The sequence below is a fragment of the Chitinophaga agrisoli genome (assembly GCF_008386695.1).
In the GTDB taxonomy this organism is placed as follows: Bacteria; Bacteroidota; Bacteroidia; order Chitinophagales; family Chitinophagaceae; genus Chitinophaga; species Chitinophaga agrisoli.
Genome location: NZ_VUOC01000002.1, coordinates 1,123,689 through 1,146,431, shown reverse-complemented (window position 1 = coordinate 1,146,431; position 22,743 = coordinate 1,123,689). Strand labels below are relative to the sequence as shown.

The window sequence follows — 22,743 nt, the reverse complement described above, 5'->3', positions numbered from 1 at the left end:
ATCAACCACAATCCGGAACATTCACCCTTAAAAACATCGCGCCTATGACGATTGTAACACTGCGAGCTACGAACAGCCATCACTGCCGGCGACAGCAATAAGGCAGCCAACGAACGGGAATCATTTTTATTTATTAGGGAAGCATTTTAGTTGACAGTTATTGTCAGCCGGTTACAGTTATCCATCAACCGTAACAGGGCATGGCATGCCTGTCCGCATATTGAAAAACCGCGTCTCGCCGCGGAGGGGAATCCTTTTGTCTTATTCAACCAGAACTACAAAGAAAATTGGGCTATGCACATTACATTAAAGACAAATGCCTTTCTGACCAAATGCATGAAGATCACGTCATTAAAATTGATGGCAGGCATGTTATTGTCTGGCATCTCCTATGCCAATGCAGCTTATTCACAAGGTATCCTCAGTAAAAAGATCACGCTGCAGGCGGATGATATGAGCCTGAAACTGGTATTGAACCAGATACGTAGCAAGGCATCCGTAAAGTTTGTATACAGTTCCAGCGAGATACCGCTGGACAGGAAAGTAACCGCCCGCGCCAATGAAGAAGAGCTGGGAAAAGTGCTGGACAAGGTATTGGGCAAGGATATTGGCTTCGTCGTGAACGACAGCTATATTATCCTTAAAGAAAATCACGGCACGGCAGATAAGCGCACGCCGGTGAATGATATCACGGCGCTGCGCCCCGTAGCGGATACGTTGCTTAAAGGCCGGGTGCTGGGCGAAACGGGGGAACCCTTCCCCGGCGCCACCATCGTGGAAAAAGGCACCAATAATGGCGTAGCCTCCGGTCCTGACGGCGCATTCACCCTGAAAGTGCACAACGGCGCTACCCTGGTGATCACCGCCATCGGGTATAGCGTAACAGAGATCAACGCCGCCGCCGCAGAAACCATCAGACTAAAAGCTGCCGTAAAGCAGCTGCAGGATATAGTGGTAACGGCTGCCGGAATAGCCAGGCAGAAAACCAGCCTCGGTTATTCTGTGAGCACCGTTACATCAGAAAAACTCGCGCAGAAATCTGAACCGGACCCCATACGGGCGCTCACCGGTAAAGTAGCGGGCGTGAATGTACAATCCGCCGGCGGTGTGGCGGGTGGTGGCACTAACATCACCATCCGCGGTAACTCATCGCTGAATGGTAATAACCAACCGCTGTTTGTGGTGGATGGGGTGCCGTTTGATAACTCCAGCTTTGCCAATGTGGGCGGTACCACCGTAGGCGGCGCTGGCGTTACCAACCGCGCTTTTGACCTGGACCCTAACAACATACAGAGCATGACGGTGCTGAAAGGCGCGGCCGCAGCGGCGCTGTACGGCTCCCGGGCGGCCAATGGCGCTATTATCATTACCACCAAAGCGGGTAAAAAGAAAAGCCGCAAAGGCCTGGAGATCACCTATAACACCTCTTACTCTGTTGAAGATGTGGCGGGCCTGCCGGAGTACCAGACCAGGTATGGGCAAGGCACCAATAACGACTATCGTCACGGGGTATACGGTTCCTGGGGCCAGCCTTTTCCCGGCGTGAAAAGTATGCTGCCTACGCGTACTACCGTACCGGCGCAGCTTACCCGCCAGTTTGGGGCGAATGTGTTTCCGCAGTTTTATGAGGCCGATGGCGTTACGCCCATACAGGTGCCTTACAAATCCTATGCAGACCAGAATGTGAAGAATTTCTTCCGCCAGGGTAGCGTATATGAAAATGCCATCACGATCTCGTCCGGCAGCGAAAAAGGCAATTTCAACGCCGGGTTCTCCCATACTATGAATAATGGTATTGTGCCTAATAATGAGATCAACCGTACCTCCATGAACATAGGGGGTAATATCCGCCTGGATAATAAGTTTTATGCCAGCGGCTCTATCAACTACGTGATGACCCGGCAGAAAACGCCCCCTGTTGGCGGTCTTACCGGCTCTATCATGTCTGCCTTAATGTATACGCCCACCAGCTATGATCTGACCAACTATCCCTATGAAAATCCATTGGACGGTAGTAACGTATATGATTATACGGGGATAGATAACCCATACTGGTCCGTAAAACACAGTCTTTCCACCAGCTCCGTGGACCGGTACTATGGCAACCTGGTATTAGGGTTTGATCCCTTCCCCTGGTTGAACGTGCAGAACACGGTTGGTTTTAACGCTTATACAGACCGGCGGCTGAGCGTGCAGGGCAAAGGCTCGTCCTCGTATCCGAACGGCAGCATCACATCGGATAATATCTACCGGCAGGAGCTGGATAATACCCTGCTGTTAACGGTCACCCACCCGCTTACTACTGATCTGTCACTCCGCGCTATTGTGGGCAACAACGTAAACCAGCGTTTAACAGACCGCAAAGCATTTTACGGTAACAACATCATCGTAGCGGACCTGATAGATATGAACAATACCAGTTCCGTAACGCCTATACAGCTTAATAATAACCGGAACCTGTTAAAGCAGCGTTATTACGCCTTCTTTACAGATATCACTTTGGATTGGAAGAACTGGGGCTCGCTGAACCTGGTAGGCCGTAACGACGTATCTTCCACGCTGCCGGCCAATAACCGCAGCTATTTCTACGGCGGCGTGAATGGCTCCCTGGTATTTACGGAAGCACTGAAGTTATCTAAAAAGGTGTTGAACTTTGGTAAGGTAAGGGCCGGTTATACCCGGGTGGGTAACGAAGCTTCTCCTTACCAGACACAAAGCTTTTACCAGATCAATCCCATCCTGGGATCTTCTGTTACGCCCTCCAATGTGGGCCTGCCTTTTGCGCCTCCGGGCGGCGTTATCTACAACGTAGTTACGCAGGCCAACCTGCTTACCAATGCCAACCTGAAACCGGAGTTTATTACGGAGCTGGAACTGGGGTCTGAATTACAGTTCTTTGATAACCGTATTGGCATTGACTTTACCTGGTATAATAAAAGAAGTACTTCCCAGATCTTTGAGGTAACGGCAGCGCCTTCTTCCGGTTACACCACCCAGATCCTTAACCTGGGCGAAGCCACCAATAAAGGCGTGGAAATAGGGCTGAACCTGGCGCCCATACAAACCAACAGCGGATTTAACTGGGATATCAACGCCAATTTTACCCGCAACCGTAATATGATCAAGGACCTGGGCGGTTACGAGCGCTTTAGCTACGGAGGCACCAACGGCACCAGCAGCGTACATATCGTAGGCCAGCCTTATGGCCTTATACAGGGTACGGCGTATGCCCGCGATGAGGAAGGCAATATCCTGATCGATCCTAACACCGGTAAACCGCTGCAATCCGGCGCATTGCAGGCCATTGGTAATCCTAACCCGGATTTTATGCTGGGCCTTACCAATACGTTTAAGTACCATAACCTGTCGTTAAGCATACTGTTTGACTGGAAGCAGGGCGGCCAGATCTATTCCAACACGGTAGGCCAGATGATGGCCCGCGGCGTGACCAGGGATACGGAGGACCGCGAGTTCCAGATAATAGCGCCCGGCGTGCTGGGAGATATCAATACGCTTACCGCGCTGCGTGACGCCACCGGTAAAAAGATCCCCAATAACGTGGCCATCTCTTATGAGGATCATTTCTTTAGCGGTGGTATGGGCCCCGGCGGGGTAGCAGAAGGCTCCATATTTGATGCGACGGTATTCCGCCTGCGGGAAGTATCGTTGAGCTATGATTTCCCGAAAACCTTGCTGGCCAGAACGCCTTTTGGATCTGCCGCTCTTTCCCTCACGGGCCGTAACCTCTGGTACAACGCGCCCAACTTCCCCAAGTATAGCAATTTTGATCCGGAAGTAAGCTCACTGGGCGTAGGCAACTCACAGGGCTATGATAACCTGGCGGTGCCAACTACCCGGCGTTATGGCGTAAACCTGCGGTGTTCTTTCTGATGACTCAATTAATCTGATATGACGATGAAATTCAAACATATAATATATACATGCGGGTTAGCCGGTTTAATATCGGTGGCCGGGGGCTGTAACAAGTTCGTGGATATTAATACAGATCCCAACAACCCCACCACCGCAGACCTGGCCCTGTTGCTGCCATCTACAGAAGTATCCATGGCGGCCAATATGTACCAGCTGAACAGCGGTACCGGCACTTTTATGCAGCACACGGTTTCTTCTGCTGCTTTAAGCCGGTACCAGCAGGCAGGCACCAGTTTTGACGACTCCTGGAATGGCTTCTACAGCCAAACGCTGAACGACCTGGAAACCGTTATCAAATCCGGTACGGAAGAAGAACAATGGGGTTATGTAGCCATTGCCAAAATGGAAAAAGCCTACCTGGTAAGCCTGATGGTGGATATGTGGGGGGATATACCCTATACAGAATCACAGAAAGGCCAGGAGAATGTAAGCCCTGCTTTTGATAAAGGGGCCGCTATCTACGAAAGTGTGCTTACGCTGATAGACGAAGGCATTGCAGATGCGGGCAAGGTAAGCGCAGGTACCCTGATACCCGCTACTTCAGACATGATCTATAACGGCGCTAAGTCCGCCTGGATCAGCATGGCCAAATCGCTGAAGCTAAAGCTCTATAACCAGATCCGCCTGGTAGATCCGGCCCGTGCCACTACACAGATCAAAGCGCTGATCGCTGACCCGTCTACCCTGATAGGCGGCACATCCAACTCCAACAGCCTGGACTATACGTTCCGGTTTGGCGCGGGACAGAATCCCAATAACCGGCATCCCTGGCACCGCTCAGAATATGGCGGAGGTAAGAACTTCTATATGTGCCAGTCGCTGATAGACCTCTTATTCAATGCGGATGATCCGCGCCTGCGTTATTATGTGATCCGGCAGAACGGCACAGCGGGCCTGAACAACTCTAACAACAGCAATGGTTACTACGGCCGTAACCCGGGCGATGGCACGGCCTCCCCGGCAGACCAGAGCCGCCGCTCTACTTTTGGCATATACCCTGCAGGCGGTTTGTATGATAATGCGCCCATCAATAACCTGCCCGGCACCAATCAGTTCCTTACGAACGACGGCGCCATCGGCTCCCTGAAGGTAGTAGGGGTGACGGATGGCAGCGGTGCAGGCATCATGCCTTATATCACCAATGCGATGGTAAAATTCATCCGGGCAGAAGCGGCCCTTACGCTGAATACCGGCGATGACGCCCGGCAGAATTTCCGCGACGGTATCACTGCCAGCCTGGCCAGTATAAGCACGTATGCCTCCGCCAACGGCGGCGCTGCATTAAGCCCCGCGCTGATCAACAGTTTTGCGGATAACCTGGTAAACCAATACGATGCCGCGGATGCCGCCGGCAAGCTAAACCTGGTGATGACGCAGAAATACATAGCCAATTATGGTAACGGCATGGAAGCCTATAACGACTACCGGAGAACGGGTTTGCCGGTGCTGCGCACTTTGCTGTCGCCATTGAACACTTTTCCCTTGCGCTTGTATTATTCAGAAACAGAGTTAACGGCCAATACCAGCCTGGGAGGCAACGCCAGCCAGCTACAGACCGCGCAGCAAACCACGCCGGTGTTCTGGGATAAATAGCATTCAACAATAAATACTGATTATGAAACTAAGCATAAAACATATAGGGCTCGTACTGTTAATAGCCACATGGGGTTTTCACGGCTGTAAAAAGGTAAACTACGAATGGGAAAATTATCAATACACCGCGGTGCCCATTGTGATCGTAGACACTACTAAAACGGCCTTGCCTACCCGGCAGGCAGGTAAGGTGGCTTTCTTTAACCTCAAGGATACGGACCTGGCCAACGAGCAGTTTGCATTTTCATTGAACTGGGAAGGTTTTGGCAAAGCCAGGGTAACCTCTATAGAGGTGTATGCCAGCTATAACAAAGCTGAGGCTAGCGTACCGGCCTATCCCCTGGTGATCTCGCAGCCGGGCAACCAGTATCCCAATATTGCGCAGTTCCCGCTGCCCAGTATTGTAGGCACTACGGACCATTTATATGAGACCGTAAAGGATTTTCCAAAGAATTACTCCTTTACTGCTGCCCAGCTGGCTGCCATGAACCAGGTAAACCTGGCAGATGTGAAGGTTAATGACTATTTCCTGTTTAAATTTATACTGAACCTGGATGACGGCCGGCGTACTGTAACTTACTTCAACAATGTGTGTGATGAGGCCAGGGGAGAACCAGGCGATTGCCGTGTAGGCGTTAGGTTTAAAAATCAGTAATTTAAACTGGAAGCATCAATACTATGCAAAAGATCATACAAGCAACATTATTCGCGGCGATGGTTTTACCGGCCGGTTTTGCCGGCTATGCGCAGGAGAAAGGCGGGCCTTCTGCTGAGATCTCAGCCCTGGCCGCCAGGCCGGTCGTAAAAAAGGCCATGCAGACCATTATCGACCTGGAGCCGCAGACCCTGAGCGACCATCTGCTCTTAACAGAAATTCCCGCCCCGCCCTACAAAGAGATGAAACGCGCGGAAAAGTATGCCGCTATGATGAAGGCGGCCGGCGCAGACTCCGTATGGATCGATAACGCCGGTAATGTGATCGCAAAACGGAAAGGCAGGAACGGCAAAAAAACGATCGTACTCGAAGGGCATCTGGATACAGTATTCCCGGAAGGGACCGATGTAACGGTGAAACATAGAGGAGACACGCTGGCAGCACCGGGTATTGTGGATGATACCCGGGCGCTGTCAATCGTGCTCACCGTGTTAAAGACCATGGAAAAAACAGGCATTGAAACAGATGCGGACGTATTGTTCTGTGGCGTAACAGGTGAGGAAGGACAAGGGGATCTGCGCGGCGTAAAGAACCTGTTCAGTGATAAAGGGCCGGGTAAAATAGACAGTTATATTGCTATTGACGGTTGGGATATGGAAAGCGTTACCCACCGTGGTTTAGGCTCTCACCGTTACCGCATCACCTTCAAAGGCCCGGGCGGTCATTCCTCCGGTGCTTTTGGACTGGCCAACCCGCATAATGCCCTGGGCCGCGCTATTCATTACTGGGCAGTAACGGCAGACAGTTTTGTACGGCAGGAAGGCGTAAGGGTCACCTATAACGTAGGCGTGATAGGCGGTGGTACTTCTGTGAACTCTATCCCCTTTGAGTCCTGGATGGAAGTAGATATGCGCTCAGAAAGCCCGGAGCGGCTGGGCGGCGTAGATAAACTGTTGCAGGAAGCCGTACAGCGCGCCTTGCAGGAGGAGAACCAGATGAAACAGTCCGGCGCTGACCTGACGGTAGATGTAGCATTGATTGGCGACCGGCCTTCCGGTATGCTCGATAGTTCCCTTACACTGATCCAGCGCGCAAAAGCCGCGGTGACATTTGTAGGCGGAACGCCCAAATTAAGAGTAGGTTCTACCAATTCCAATATTCCTATTTCGAAGGGCATTCCAGCAGTCACCCTTGGCAGCGGAGGCCGGGGTGGCAATGCCCATGCGCTGCAGGAATGGTGGGTAAATGATAACGGTTACCTGGCTATCCAGCGTACGCTGTTATTATTGCTCGCGGAAGCAGGCATTGCCAAATAAACACGTATTTGTTAATTCATGATCTATAACCGCTCTACTTTATGAGAAATAATTTTTACCGCCTGCTTGCGCCCTTACTGCTAAGTGGGGCCATGGCCTGGGCGCAGACCGTACCATCGCCCAAAGAGCATTTTGGTTTTGATATAGGAGACGATTATAAACTGGCGAACTACACACAAACAGAGGCCTATTTTAAGAAGCTGGCTGCTTCCGATAGAACGCAGCTGGTGGATATCGGTATGACGGAAGAAGGCCGGCATCAGTGGATGCTGATCGTATCATCCCCCGAAAACATAAAACAATTAAAACGGTATAAGGATATTTCTCAACAACTGGCGCATGCGCAGGGGCTAACGGACGATCAGGCCCGCAGCCTCGCCGCCGAAGGTAAATCCGTTATCTGGATCGACGGCGGTTTGCATGCTACAGAAGTAGTAGGCGCGCACCAGCTGATAGAGACCATGTACCAGCTGGTAACCCGTACAGATCCGGAAACCATGAACATCCTGCAAAATGATGTGATCCTGCTCACCCATGCCAACCCGGACGGCCAGGAGCTGGTATCCAACTGGTACATGCGGGAATCCGATCCTAAAAAGCGCGCGCTGAACATTCCCCGGCTCTACGAAAAATATGTGGGCCATGATAACAACCGTGACTTTTACATGATGAACATGAAGGAAAGCCAGAACATCAGCCGCCAGCTGTTTGTAGAATGGATACCGCAGATCATGTATAACCATCACCAGCGCGGCCCCGCAGGTTCCGTACTGGCAGGCCCTCCTTATCGCGATCCCTTCAATTATGTATATGATCCGCTGATCGTGACCAGCATTGACGCCGTAGGCGCGGCCATGAACAACCGTCTGAATGTAGAAGGTAAACCAGGTTATACCCAGCGCGCCGGCTCCCAGTTCTCTACCTGGTGGAACGGCGGTTTACGCACTACGCCCTATTTTCATAACATGGTGGGCCTGTTAACGGAGATCATTGGCAACCCCACGCCGGAAACGGTGCCGCTGGTGCCGGAGCGCCTGATCCCCAATGGCGCTACGCCCAATCCTATAACACCGCAGGTGTGGCATTTCCGCCGGTCTATTGACTACTCCGTATCGCTTAATTATGCGGTGCTGGATTATGCCGCCCGTTATAAAGCGGAACTGCTGTTTAACATTTACAAGATGGGTAAAAACTCAATTGAACGCGGCAGCCGTGATAACTGGACCTTTTATCCCCGGTATATAGACAGCATACAGGCACTGGCAAAGAACGATACTAAGAAAAAAGACGACGCGGCCCAGGCGGATGCCGGCGGTGGCGAAGGCGGTGAGTTTTCTTTTGGCCGGGAAGATACGATCGCTAATAAATACTACGCCAGCGTATTGGAGAATCCCTCCCTACGCGATGCCCGTGGGTATATTGTACCGGCCAACCAGGCAGATTTTCCTACCGCTGTGCGGTTTATCAATGCATTGATCCTGTCTGGTATACAGGTACATAAAGCCACCGCAGACTTTACCGCAGGCGGTAAAACTTACCCGGCTGGTTCCTATGTGGTAAAGACCGCACAGGCATTCCGCCCGCATGTAATAGACATGTTTGAGCCCCAGGACCATCCGAATGATTTTCAATATCCCGGCGGTCCTCCCATCCGCCCTTATGACGCTGCCGGCTGGACGCTGGCTTTCCAGATGGGCGTACAATATGACCGTGTGCTGGACGATATTAACGACGCATTGCAAGCCGTTCCTTATGGCGAATTACAATCACCACCAAAACAATCTGTTACCGTAGCCAAAGCCGGCTACCTCATAGATCCAAAGATCAACAATGCCTTTATAGCAGTAAATGATCTGCTAAAGGCCGGCCAGAAAGTATACCGTTTGCCTGCAGGCGGTGCGTTCTATATTCCCGCTAATGCCAAAGCGCAGGCCATACTGGAAAAAGACGCCGCGGATTTTGGTATTACCGTCAGCAATGCAGATGCTGCACCCACTGGAATGACGCCATTGGCGCCTATGCGTATCGCCATCTGGAATAATTATGGCGGTTCCATCCCGGCCGGCTGGATGAGCTGGTTAATGGAGCAATACCATTTCAATGCGGAGTTTATCTATTCCAAAGCCATTGACGCCGGCGGATTAAAGAAGAAGTATGATATGATCATCTTCCCTACCGGCGCTATACCGGATACGGGCAAACGCCGTGCGCCTGCCAGATCAGGCGGTAACACACCCAAACCGCCTAAACCAGAAGAGCTGCCGGAACAGTTCCGCGGCTGGCTGGGACGTATCACCGCAGATACTTCTGTGCCGCAGCTGAAACAGTTCCTGGAAGAAGGCGGCCAGATCGTAACCATTGGCACCAGCACCAACCTGGCCTATCACCTGGGTTTACCGGTACAAAGCGCCTTGCTGGAAAAGAATGACAAAGGCGTTTTGAAGCCGCTGTCCGGCAATAAATATTACATACCCGGCAGCCTGCTCATCGCAGACTTTGATACCACCGCTGCGGAGAACTATGGTATGCCTGCGCAAAATGATGTATATTTTGACCGTAGCCCGGTGTTTAAATTAACCGGCAATGGCGGCAGCATAAAAAAGCTGATGTGGTTCTCTACGGCTAAACCGTTACATAGCGGCTGGGCCTGGGGACAGCAATACCTGAAAGATGGCGTGGCGGCTTTTTCCACACCGGTAAGCAAAGGAAAACTGTATGCCTTTGGCCCGGAGATCACTTTCCGTGGACAGTCGCACAGCACCTTTAAACTGTTATTCAACCAACTCTATAAATAATGAGCGCCTGTCTCAAATTATAAGCCCATGAAACGTATATTCCTCGTCACCCTTACTGCCATTGGATTGTGCCTGAGCGCGCCATCTTTTGCGCAACACATCCCCTCGCCAAAAGAGCATTTCGGCTTTGATATTGGCGATGATTACCAGCTTGCCAATTATACCCAAACGGAAGCGTATTTCAAAAAGCTGGCTGCGGCGGATCCCGCCCGCGTAAAGCTGGTAGATATTGGTATGACGGAAGAAGGCCGTCACCAATACATGGTGATCGTTTCTGCTGCACAGAACATGCAGCAACTGGAGCACTATAAAGAGATCTCGCAGAAACTGGCCCGCGCAGAAGACCTAAGTATGGACCAGGCCCGCGCTCTCGCTGCGGAAGGCAAGGCCGTAGTATGGATAGATGGCGGCCTGCATGCTACGGAAGTAGTGGGCGCCCATCAGCTGATAGAAACCATGTGGCAATTGCTGAGCCGTAACGATGAAGAGACCAAACGGATCCTGGACAATGTGATCGTACTTTTTACCCATGCCAACCCCGATGGGCAGGAGCTGGTCTCCAATTGGTATATGCGTAACAGCGATCCTAAGAAACGCTCCACTGACCAGATACCCCGCCTGTATGAAAAATACATTGGTCATGATAATAACCGCGACTTCTACATGATGAATACTAAGGAAAGCACCAATATGGGGCGCCAGCTGTTCCTGGAATGGTTTCCGCAGATCATGTACAACCATCACCAGCGCGGGCCGGAAGGTTCTGTGCTGGCTGGGCCTCCTTACCGTGACCCTTTTAATTACTTTTTTGATCCCTTGATGATCACCGGTATTGATGCGCTGGGCGCGGCCATGTATACCCGCCTGAATGCGGAGGACAAACCAGGGTTTACCCGCCTCAATGGCTCCAGCTTCTCTACCTGGTATAACGGCGGTTTACGTACCACCTCCCAATATCATAACATGATAGGCCTGCTGACGGAGATCATTGGCAACCCTACGCCGGAAAAGATCCCGGTAGTGCCAAACCGCCTGATCCCCAACGGCGCTACGCCTAACCCGGTGCTGCCTACGGATGACTGGCATTTCCGCCGCTCTATCGATTACTCGGTATCGCTGAATTATGCCGTGCTGGATTATGCCGCGCGTCAGCGGGATGAAGTGCTGTTCAATATTTACAAGATGGGTAAGAACGCGATAGACAGAGGTAATAAAGATACCTGGACCTTATCACCCAAACGCTCTGATGCTATTACCGCTGCCTATAAACAAGAGCAGGCTGGTAAAGACGATAGCAAAGCCGCCGCGCCGGATGATGGCAGCGATCCTTATGGATGGTCCCGGAGAGGCAGCGCTATCTCTATGAAGTTTTATGATGATGTGCTGAAGAACCCTGTGAACCGTGATCCGCGTGGGTATATCCTGCCGGCTAACCAGGCGGATTTTGCCACGGCGACTAAGTTTATTAATGCACTTATTAAAACAGGTATTAGCATACAGAAGGCAACGGCTGAATTTACCGTAGCCGGTAAAACATACCCGGCAGGTTCTTATGTAGTAAAAGCTGCACAGGCTTTTCGTCCACATGTGCTGGATATGTTTGAACCGCAGGATCATCCCAATGATTTCCTGTATCCGGGCGGTCCTCCCATCCGGCCGTATGACGCTGCCGGCTGGACGCTGGCTTTCCAGATGGGGGTACAGTTTGACCGTATCCTGGATGATTTTAGCGGTCCGTTTGAAAAGCTGCCGTATGGTCAGTTACAGGATATGCCTAAGGCGGCCGTTACAGATGGCGCTGCGGGATATGTATTAAGCGCGCATGAGAATAACGCGTTTATTGCGGTGAACGATCTGCTGAAAGCAGGCGTAAAAGTATTCCGTTTGCCACAGGGTATGGAAGGTATGCCGCCGGGTTCTTTCTTTATACCCGCTGGCGGTAAAACCAAAGCTTTGCTACAACAATCTGCCACTACGCTCGGCGTTGCGGCTACCGGCGTAAGTAAAAAGCCGGCCGGAGCAGTACCGGTAACGGCTATGCGGATCGCTTTATGGGATACTTATGGCGGTTCTATTCCTTCCGGCTGGGTGCGTTGGATCATGGAGCAATATCATTTTCCGTTTAAGCTGGTGTATCCTCAGGATATTGACGCCGGTGATCTCCGCAAGCAATACGATGTGATCGTATTTGTTACCCGGGCTATACCACCGCCTGCAGGCGTTACGGAAGGCGGCCGTGGTGGTGGGTTTGCTATGCGGGATCCTAATCCGGAAGATGTACCGGAAGAGTTTCGTCATACGCTTGGTAAGATGACGATCGAGAAATCTGTGCCGGAGCTGAAGCAATTCCTGGAGGCAGGCGGAACGGTGGTGACCATTGGCAGTAGTACTAACCTGGCGTATCATTTAGGACTGCCGGTGCATAGTGCGCTGACGGAGATGAGTAAAGAAGGTAAAGAAAAGCCATTGCCCGGGGCTAAGTATTTTGTGCCCGGCAGCGTGCTGCAGGTAGCGGTGGATAGTACGCAGAGCGCTGCGTGGGGGATGTATGCTGTGAGTGATATTAATTTTGATAATAGTCCTGTGTTTAAATTAGATGCAGGCGCGGCGGATAAAGGAGTTAAACCTATTGCATGGTTTGCAACGGATAAACCACTGCGTAGTGGCTGGGCCTGGGGACAGGCGTATCTGAAAAATGGCGTGGCCGCGTTTGTAGCACCGGTGGGAAGTGGAAAGTTGTATGCGTTTGGGCCGGAGATCACGTTCAGGGGGCAGTCGCATGGGACGTTTAAGATGTTGTTTAATGAGTTGTATGGGATGAAGTAGGGGAGGAGGGATTGACGTATAACATGGGCGGGTGTTTGCATATTATATGCAGACGCCCGCCCTGTTATTTTAATGATTGGCGTCAATGATAAAAAAATGCAGTAAAAAAATTTGTATGTTTCACAAAATATATAAATCTTTGTCGCGAATCATTTATACCTATGAGTTGAAAAGGTGAGCAGTACAACCCTTAACTCTACTCAAATACCAGGAGGACAAAAAACCGAAAGTTATGTAACCCAAATAATGACAACTTAAGATTGCATCCCTATAACGTGTGAAAAGTGCAAGTATATTGCCTGCTATTATAATTGTCATATTTCCCGGGCGGATATAACCGCGTTTTTTCTGTGTTCATGTATATTAACAAGAAACATGCGGATAATCGCATGCCTATACCTAAGAAATGAATATTAACACATTGTTTTGAGAACCTGTACCTACATATTATTATGGGTGTTTTTGCTGATTGCACGTGAAGGATTCAGTCAAACGAAGCAGGATACCGGATTTTATCTGATACAGGACGGCTGTAAAGGAGTGACGGCTGTTAGCTACCCTTTATTCAGAAAGGATACAGTTGTCCCTACGATCAGGAAAAGGCGGGAGGTGATAGCTTTGCCACCCCGTACACCCTTCCTTGTTATCCACGGTAACGTTACGTATGATCTCTACTATCAATCCCATGTAGACACGCCCTATATCGAAAACGATGTGTACCAGCATACGGTGCAGACTTTCCTGGACATTACCGTCAGGAACCAGTACCCGCTCCGGGTGGCTTTCACGACCAATATGGGTAATTCATCCCTTTTCAGGAATATCACGGGCATTAACCTTCAGTATACCAACAGTGATTTTAAGAATATGCTGGCAGATAAGGCCAGGCATTGGGATGCAGGGCGGTTGCAACAGCTGGATGAGTTAAAGGCCTTACGTGCGCAATGGGAACAGAAAGCCAATGAGGTGTACCAGTTAAAGAACAGCATAGCTGCCCGTTTCGGTGTACAGCAGATAGTGGAAGCTAAAGAACGGGCGTTGTATGAAAAGGTGCAGGATTCTCTATCTCGTCTTGCGGGCTTTGGAATGCAGGATATTAACCTGGCACAACGCTGGCCGCCGATAGACCGGCCTAAAATGTCACAGACAGATACCGCCATGAGCAGGTTGGTGAAAGAAAGGGCAGCAGCGGCACAGCAGCTGGATTCTCTGCAAAAACAGTTGGCCGGCCTGGATCAGTTATACCTCGGGAAGCAGAAAGCATATGGGGTTAATAACACGCAGCTGCTGGACGTACTCATGAAAAGTCGGAACAATAAGGAGCTGGCTGATAACCTGCATGCTATGAACCTGCCGGATACGGTATTGCCTAAAGGATACAAGAACCTGCTGGCTATAAGATCTGTAGGTGTTGGCCGTACCATTGTGGATTATTCTGAGTTAACCGCAAAAGATATCAGCATCCTTGGTGTGCAGGCAGAATACAACCCATCCTATTATGTAGCATTCGCAACCGGTATGGTGGATTACCGTTTCCGGAATTTTATCGTGAATGAGAACAGGTCCCGACAGTACCTGAACCTGATAAGAGTGGGTACAGGCATGCGGGAAGGAAATAACATCATTTTTACATGGTATACCGGTAAAAAGCAGCTATACAACTTTAATACAGATACAACTGGTACCAACCCGCAGACGGCCCCCAACTACAATATAATGGGCGTGTCCCTGGAGGGTAAGTGGCAGCTGAACCGGAACAACTACCTGGTAGGAGAGGTGGCTAAATCATCCTTGCCCTATTACGCGCGCAGCACAGATAAACAAAGCACAATGGGCAGTATGTTGGAGCTGGGTAACCGTTCCAACGAGGCCTACTCTGTAAGCTCGTTTTCATTTGTCCCGCTGACGGGCACCCGTATCAATGCTATGTATAAAAAGATGGGCGCTAATTTCCAGTCGTTTAGTCTGTATACTACCGGCTCTTCGCAAAGCGCCTGGTCACTGCGGGTAGATCAGCCATTTTTCAGGAAGCAGCTTACATTATCTGCTTCCATCCGCCAGAATGATTTTACCAGCCTGTATCAGAATGTAGACTATAAGACAAACACCATCTTCAAAAGTATACAAGCCACTTTGCGGATAAAAAAATGGCCGGTAGTTGCGGTGGGTTATATGCCTAGTTCCCAGCTCATAAAGCTTAGTGAAAACCAATACACAGAGAACCTTTTTTACACACTGGTTGGGTCTGTTAGTCATTTCTACGAATACAATGGCGTGATGATGAATACCATCTTTTCCTATACCCGGTTCTATAATAAACAGACAGACAGCAATTTCGTGTATTTCAATAGCAAGAATATCCTGTTGAACCATACGGTGTTCCTGGGAAAATTTACACTCAACGGTTCTTTGTCAGCCGCTACCAACCAGGATTATGATCTGTATGGTATAGACGGAAATGTGCAGTATAAAATAAATAACTGGCTGGAGATAGGAGGCGGTGCAAAATATAACCGGCAAACACAATTTAACATAGAACAGCTGGGGTATTCCGGTAATACACGTGTGAATATACCCAGGCTGGGAGAGGTTTCTCTGATGGCGGATAAAGGATTTGTGCCTGGCGCCGCTAAGCAGCTGGTGCCGAATAATACAGGAAGACTTACATATACAAAGATATTTTAAATAAGAAGAATGATGAAGAAGTACCTATGCCTATGGACGGTGGTTATGCTGACCGCGCTGCAAATGCACGGACAGGTAAGCATGACCGTGCAGATACCGCCGGTTGGGATCATGCAGAAATCACAATTATGGAATATTGTGCTAACGTCCGCTTCAGCTAACCCGGTAAGTGTAAAGATGGTATTGCGTTTGTCGGATGCAGAAACCAACCAGCCGCTATTAACCGGCGTTTCCCGGACCATAGTGTTGAATAAAGGCGGCCGGCGATTACAGGCAACGGACATAGAGCCCATACAATATGAGTATCTCTCTGCGGCTGTAGATAGGAATACCAATGGCTTACTGACAACAGGTAATTACCAGGCCTGTTATAGCGTGGTGTCAACCAGCCATACCGGCGGATTGATAGCAGAAGATTGCATTCCCTTCACAGTAGAACCGGTAAGTCCGCCATTGTTAAATACGCCCGCTAATGAAAGTATGCTGGAATCCAGACTACCCCAGTTTACCTGGTTACCCCCGGCTCCGCTGAATATCTTCAATGACCTGAATTATGAGTTAAAGCTGGTGGAAGTACGTCCGGGCCAATCCGCGCCGGAAGCTATACAACAGAATATACCGGTGTTCCGGGCGCCGCACAATAAGAACCTGTTCATCAACTATCCTGCGTCTGCTATGACACTGGATACAGCTAAACTATATGCCTGGACGATCATCGCCAACAACGGTCCCCGGTTTGCCGCGCAAACAGAGGTATGGACCTTCCGGATCGCCGGTAAGCAGGTAAATAATAGAGCTGACCTCAGCGGTTTTGTGCAATTGAAAAAAGAGCTGACGAGCGCCGTGATCAATTGCAGCGGTCCGCTGCAGGTTTCCTACAGCAACTTAGCCAATGATAAAAAAGTGCAGTACGAGATCATAGCGCTACAGGATAATAACGAAGTGGTGCAAACAGGTAGCCTTTCGCTGCAAGCCGGCGAGAACCTGCTGGAGTTGGCATTGAAACGCAGCGCACGGCTGGAGAAAGGCAAAAGCTACCAGTTCCGCCTGGTCAACTCCCGGCAGGAGCGTTGGAGCATGAAGTTCATATATGCGCCATTGGATAAACAATAAAAATTTACGCTAAATAATATTTACATGATACTGGCACTTGCTGCAAAAGCTAGGAAAACGATTGCGATCATCTGCTTGTTGTTGCTGTACGGAGATATAGTGGTGCCCGCTTATGCAAGGGGGGCACGCTTTACTGGCAATTATCACATAGGTGCAGCCGGATCTGTCAACATGTACAGAAAAGCAGTGAAAAAGCCTGGCATTAATATGACGGCTGTCACCGCTACTCCAAAGAGAAAAGAGATGAAAGCGCCCGCTGCCGCTGAAAGCTTCGGCGGTCCGGGGCAGCCGGAAAGCAATTCGTTCCACTCTGCCAACACCGCCAATATGGTGGATCTTTTTACTGGTAATTTCTCCTATACCCTGCCGCTGATGGATGTTGGCGGATACCCTGTCACCATCGGCTATAACAGCGGCATTACCATGGACGAAGAAGCCAGTTGGGTAGGGTTGGGCTGGAATATCAACGCCGGCGCCATTAACCGTAATATGAGAGGCCTGCCAGACGATTTTAACGGTACAGATTCCATTCTGAAAACATCTTCTGTTAAGGATAGTAAAACGATCGGCGTAACATCCGGTATGGATGTAGAGGTGACAGGCGTGCCTATTGGCCTGGGCGGCAGCCTGGGCGTGTTTCACAATACCTATCGGGGTTGGGGCCTCGAATATGGCGTAAACGTGAGCATCAATGTGGGAGCGAAGGCCGCCAGCCCGTTAACGGCGGGTATGTCGCTGACTAATAACTCCCAGCAAGGCGTAACGTTGTCGCCTTCCTTATCCTTGCATGCACAAGAAAAACGTGCAGCAGATAAAGGCAGTTACGGCGGGTTCCTGGCCATAGGTACCGGTTATAATTCCCGGTCCGGCATGCAGGCCCTGCAGCTTTCCGCAGGTACCAGCGGACAGAAGGGCGAAGAAGGTAAAAAGCCGCGTACCAGCGGTAACAGCATTTCCCGTACGCTGATGTCATTTGCCTATCCGTCTTTTACGCCCACTGTCAATTTACCATATACCAGCAGCATGTACGCGGTAACGCTTAAAATAGGCGGGGCCATTACGCTGGTACATCCCAGTTTTTTTGTAAGCGGCTATATGTCAAACCAGTATATAGCGCCAGAAGATCAGCACCGCTCTATCCCGGCTTACGGTTACCTGAATTACCAGAATGGCACTTCTCCGGACGTGCTGCTGGACTATAACCGGGAAAAAGAAATACCCTACCGCGAGAAACCGGATCTGCCCAATATAGGGTTGCCTACCTATACCTATGACGTTTTCTCCGTTACCGGCGAAGGAACCGGGGGAATGTTCCGTGCATACCGCAGCGATCTTGGATTTGTGTATGACCATTATATGAAAACGAAAGATCAATCCGGTAAGATCAGTATTGATATTGGCTGGGGCAATATTGTGCATGGTGGCGTAGACCTGAACTATGTGCGGGCATTTAGTGAAACCGGCCGCTGGACCAGTCAAAATCCCCTGGCTAACACCATCGGGTTCCAGCAACAGGATAAACTATTTGAACCGGCTTATTTCCGCAATCCCGGTGAAGCAACGGCAAATGATAAATCTTTTTACGATGCCATTGGCGGGGACGACCTGGTGGCAGTAGATCTGTACCAACTTGGTAACAGTAGCAGCACCATGTCCACCACCAATTACCTGAACCGTTACAGAAACCAGCAACTTGTAGAGAAAGTACAGCTGAAGAAAGAGACCGCAGTTAAAACAAACCGGGAGAAAAGGACACAGGTGATCACTTACCTCACGGCAAAAGAGGCCGGCGAGACAGGGCTGTCAAAATACATAGAGAGCTATACGCTCAACACCTTTGGCATGCAGAACTGTGACAATACTTTTCCTGATGAGACCAATGCAAGCGGAACCGGTTTGTTAGGCGACTACTTTAAAGGGATTATGTGGTGGACGCAGGGTTGGCATAAGGTATATAGTCGGTTGGATAGTAAAATAGATTTTTCCCGCACTGAAGATATAAAAGCCGGCTCCCCAGAGGACCTGGGAGACGAATATTCCGTTTCCTGGAAAGGCCGTTTAAAGGCCGATGAAACTGGTACATATACTTTGATCACAGATAGTGATGATGGTGCAGCATTATACCTGAATGGCAAGCAGATGACAAACCGCTGGTATGTGCAGGGCGCCGGAGACGAGAATACCATGGGAAAAACGACCGTAAACCTGGTAGCGGGCCAGTTTGTGGATATACAGCTGGACTATTTCCAGTTCAGGAAACTGGGAAGTGTTAAACTATACTGGGAGTACAATGGTCATCCCCGTACCATCATTCCGCAGGCCTTCCTGTATCCGCCTGTTTCCAAGGATACCTTCCGCACAGGAATAGGCGTTACGTTGGATGGAGGAAAGGATACGCTTATCACAAAAGAAAAAAGAGTGTACGGATTCCGCAAAGCGGATCACATCTCTGAAATAGATGTACTGAATAATGATGGCAGGAGATATGTATATGGCCTGCCTGTATATAACCTGAAACAACAGGAAGCCACGTTCGCAGTAAATGCCGGCAATGGTAATATAAAGGACGGACTGGTGAAATATACGCCGGGTGTAGATGACAGTACCACCAACAGGAACGGTACCGATTGGTACTTTAACCGGGAGGAAATGCCTGCCTATGCGCATTCCTTCCTGCTTACAGGTATACTGTCACCGGATTATATGGACTTTACCGGTGATGGTATCTCCGACGACGACCGGGGTAATGCCGTAAAATTTAATTATACGCGGGTAGCCGGTATACATAATCCCTATGGATGGAGATCGCCTTACACAGACAGCGCCAGTTATATTGAGGGGCTGAGAGCGGATAACCGGGATGATAAGGGTAGCTATATCTACGGCGAAAAGGAGTTATGGTATATGCACTCTATTGAGTCGAAGAATATGATCGCAACGTTTAAGCTGGGCGACCGGAAAGACCTGCTGGCAATAGACCGGGACGGTAAAAAACATACCGGGCCCGCTAAAAAACTCGAAGAGATAAACCTGTATAATAAAGCAGATTTCAGAGCGCGTGGTTTGCAGGCCGTTCCTGTAAAGACAGTGCATTTTAGCTACAGCTATACATTGTGCCGGGGTATCAATGGCGCGGTAAATGACAGCGGCAAACTTACGCTGGACAGTATATGGTTTACCTATAATGGTAATGAGAAAGGAAAACGCAATCCATATGTTTTCCATTACAATAAGAACAATCCCGGGTATAATGCGAAATCTTTCGACCGCTGGGGGAATTATAAAGACCCGTTGCAAAACCCGGGATCTTCATCTACTAACCTGATCACAAATTCCGAGTATCCTTACTCATTGCAGGACAGTACGCTGGCCGCAAATAATGCAGCCGCCTGGACGCTGGATTCTATCATAGAGCCAGCGGGAGGACGGATGAAGATCACCTATGAAAGTGATGATTACGGATATGTGCAGAATAAACGGGCCGCGCAATTATTTAAGATAGCTGGGTTCTCCAATACAAAGCCGGTTACCGGAAGCCCGCTCTCCAGTAATTTATATGACGCGAAGACCACATTCGATATAGCGGATAATCTATATGTGTGTATCAATGTGCCAAGGAAGGTGAATAACAACAATGAAGTATATAGCTGGTACCTGCAGGGGCTGGACACCACTTATTTTAAGCTGTTTACAAAGATGCCAACAGACAAGTGGGGTAGCGGCAGCGAGTATGTACCATGTTATGCCACGCTGGACCTGGAAGGGGGCTATGGCTCCATCAACGGCGGAAGTACCATCTGGGTAAAGCTCAAATCGATAGACAACGACGGAAACGCAGGAGGGCCTTACAGCCCCTTAGCCAAGGCGGCCATACAATTCCTGCGTTTAAACCTTCCTTCCAAGGCATATCCTGGCTCTGATATAGGCGATGACGCAGGTATAGCAGACCAGGTAAAGGTGGTGCTGGGTATGGCAGGCAATATTATAAATATGTTCAGCTCCTTTGATAATACCGCCCGCAATAAAGGCTGGGCAAAGACAGTTGACCTGTCCCGGACATTCATCCGGCTGAACAATCCCTTCTTTAAGAAATATGGCGGCGGCTTACGTGTAAAAAGCATTGTGAGCTATGACCACTGGAGCGCCATGACCAAACAAAAAGAATCCGTATACGGACAGGAATACCTCTATACTACTACCAGGCTGGTAAATAATGTAAAGGAAACGATCAGCTCCGGCGTAGCAGTATATGAGCCGGTCTTAGGCGGAGAGGAGAACCCATGGAGGGTACCGGTGAAACAGTATGGCGAACAGGTGGCTGCTCTTGCGCCGGTAAACCTGGGATATACGGAAGAGCCGCTCGGAGAATCACTTTTCCCCGCGCCGGCTGTAGGGTATAGTAAAGTGAGGGTAAGATCTATTCACACAAAGAATACCCGCTCTGCCAACGGGTATACGGAAACTAATTTCTATACCGCCTATGATTTTCCCACGCTCACGGAGAAGACCAACCTGGCGGATCAGAAGCGGAAATACAAACCGGCACTGGGCAGTTTTCTGCATATTGACGCCAAGTATTTCCTGGCAGTAAGCCAGGGATTTAAGGTAGAGTTGAACGATATGCACGGCAAGATCCGTTCTGTAGCCACCTACCCGGAAACAGATCCTGAGCACTATATCACATATACAGAGAACTTTTATCATGTAGATGATGTGAACGCCGAGTTTAAGCACCTTAACAATACCGTGCCAGCCATCACTCTGCAGGGTGCAATAGACCCTGCGGCTTCTATTGGCAAGGATGTGGAATTAATGACAGATATGCGGGAACAGCGTGCGGTAACCCACGCTTATAACGTGAACCTGAATACAGACATGTTTGCAGCGGGTATTCTGCCCTGGCTGATACCATCTCTCCTGAACCTTGCCCAGCGGGACGAAAACAAGTTCCGGTCCGTAGCAGTAACCAAGGTGGTGAACCGCCATGGCATCGTTGACAGCGTACGGGCAATAGACAAGGGCAGCCGGGTAACTACCAGCAATATGTTATACAGCAGTGAATCAGGAGAGCCAGTGCTGACGGGTACCCAGAATGAGTATAATGCCCCGATCTATCATTTTACCTATCCTGCAGACTGGATGTATGACGGCATGAGCGGCGCTTATAAGAATGTAGGATTTGTAACAGGAGATATTGATATAAAGCAGGGGAAGGTCACCCGTGGGCTGACGGCTGCTGATGTGGCGGCATACTTTGCATCCGGGGATGAGATCCTGATCTGGTCCAGCCCTAAAACATCCGGCGACGATTGCAATCCACGGCCTGCTACCTATCCTTTAAGCGGTAAGCTGTGGGCGGTAGATGCAACGGCGATCAGCGGAGGCGATCCGGATATCTACTTTGTAGACGCCAAAGGTGCGCCCTTTACCGGTTACAATATTTCACTGAAGATAATCCGCTCCGGCAGGAAAAACATCAGCGCTGTTGCCGGTGAGGTAACCATGATGGCAAACCCGCTGAAGAAGGATGCCGGAGGCGCCTATCACCTGGTGATAGACAATAACTCAAAGATCATTAATGCCGCTGTCACAGAATTTAAACAACATTGGAAGGTAGATGACGCACGCAAAGCCAGGCTTATCTGCGCCCCTAATGAGCAATAATATTCAATGATGAAACGAATTAACATGTTTATAAAACGGTGGGTTATAAAGAAGTCAATGGCTGTTGCGGCGTTATGTATGGTGCTGTTGATGTGTTATGCGGCAGAGGTCAGGGCACAATGCCAATGGCATATTGAACTGTCAGCAGATTCTTCTACCTGTA

General features: G+C 49.8%; 9 protein-coding genes. All 9 read left to right on the top strand.

Annotated features, from left to right (window positions below):
• Positions 1 to 294 precede the first annotated feature (294 nt).
• Positions 295 to 3,891 carry a SusC/RagA family TonB-linked outer membrane protein gene (locus F0L74_RS11835; protein WP_149838073.1) on the top strand — a complete coding sequence of 1,199 codons (3,597 nt, stop codon included), beginning with the start codon at positions 295 to 297 and terminating at the stop codon, positions 3,889 to 3,891.
• 24 nt (positions 3,892 to 3,915) lie between these two features.
• Positions 3,916 to 5,526 (top strand): SusD/RagB family nutrient-binding outer membrane lipoprotein, encoded by a 1,611-nt coding sequence (locus F0L74_RS11830; protein WP_149838072.1) that lies wholly within the window; start codon positions 3,916 to 3,918, stop codon positions 5,524 to 5,526.
• Between the two features lie 22 nt (positions 5,527 to 5,548).
• The gene (locus tag F0L74_RS11825; RefSeq protein ID WP_246197684.1) at positions 5,549 to 6,181 is read left to right on the top strand and encodes a hypothetical protein; all 633 of its coding nucleotides are present in this window, start codon (positions 5,549 to 5,551) and stop codon (positions 6,179 to 6,181) included.
• A gap of 23 nt (positions 6,182 to 6,204) precedes the next feature.
• Positions 6,205 to 7,497, top strand: a complete 1,293-nt coding sequence (locus F0L74_RS11820) for a M20/M25/M40 family metallo-hydrolase (RefSeq protein ID WP_149838071.1) — start codon at positions 6,205 to 6,207, stop codon at positions 7,495 to 7,497.
• 41 nt (positions 7,498 to 7,538) lie between these two features.
• Positions 7,539 to 10,292, top strand: a complete 2,754-nt coding sequence (locus F0L74_RS11815) for a M14 family metallopeptidase (protein ID WP_149838070.1) — start codon at positions 7,539 to 7,541, stop codon at positions 10,290 to 10,292.
• 27 nt (positions 10,293 to 10,319) lie between these two features.
• Positions 10,320 to 13,118, top strand: coding sequence for a M14 family metallopeptidase (locus F0L74_RS11810; protein WP_149838069.1), 2,799 nt, complete (start codon positions 10,320 to 10,322; stop codon positions 13,116 to 13,118).
• A 426-nt stretch (positions 13,119 to 13,544) separates the two neighbouring features.
• Positions 13,545 to 15,803 (top strand): hypothetical protein, encoded by a 2,259-nt coding sequence (locus tag F0L74_RS11805; protein ID WP_149838068.1) that lies wholly within the window; start codon positions 13,545 to 13,547, stop codon positions 15,801 to 15,803.
• Between the two features lie 9 nt (positions 15,804 to 15,812).
• Positions 15,813 to 16,916 (top strand): hypothetical protein, encoded by a 1,104-nt coding sequence (locus F0L74_RS11800; protein ID WP_149838067.1) that lies wholly within the window; start codon positions 15,813 to 15,815, stop codon positions 16,914 to 16,916.
• Positions 16,917 to 17,087: 171 nt separating this feature from the next.
• Positions 17,088 to 22,580 (top strand): PA14 domain-containing protein, encoded by a 5,493-nt coding sequence (locus F0L74_RS11795; RefSeq protein ID WP_213086945.1) that lies wholly within the window; start codon positions 17,088 to 17,090, stop codon positions 22,578 to 22,580.
• Positions 22,581 to 22,743 lie beyond the last annotated feature (163 nt).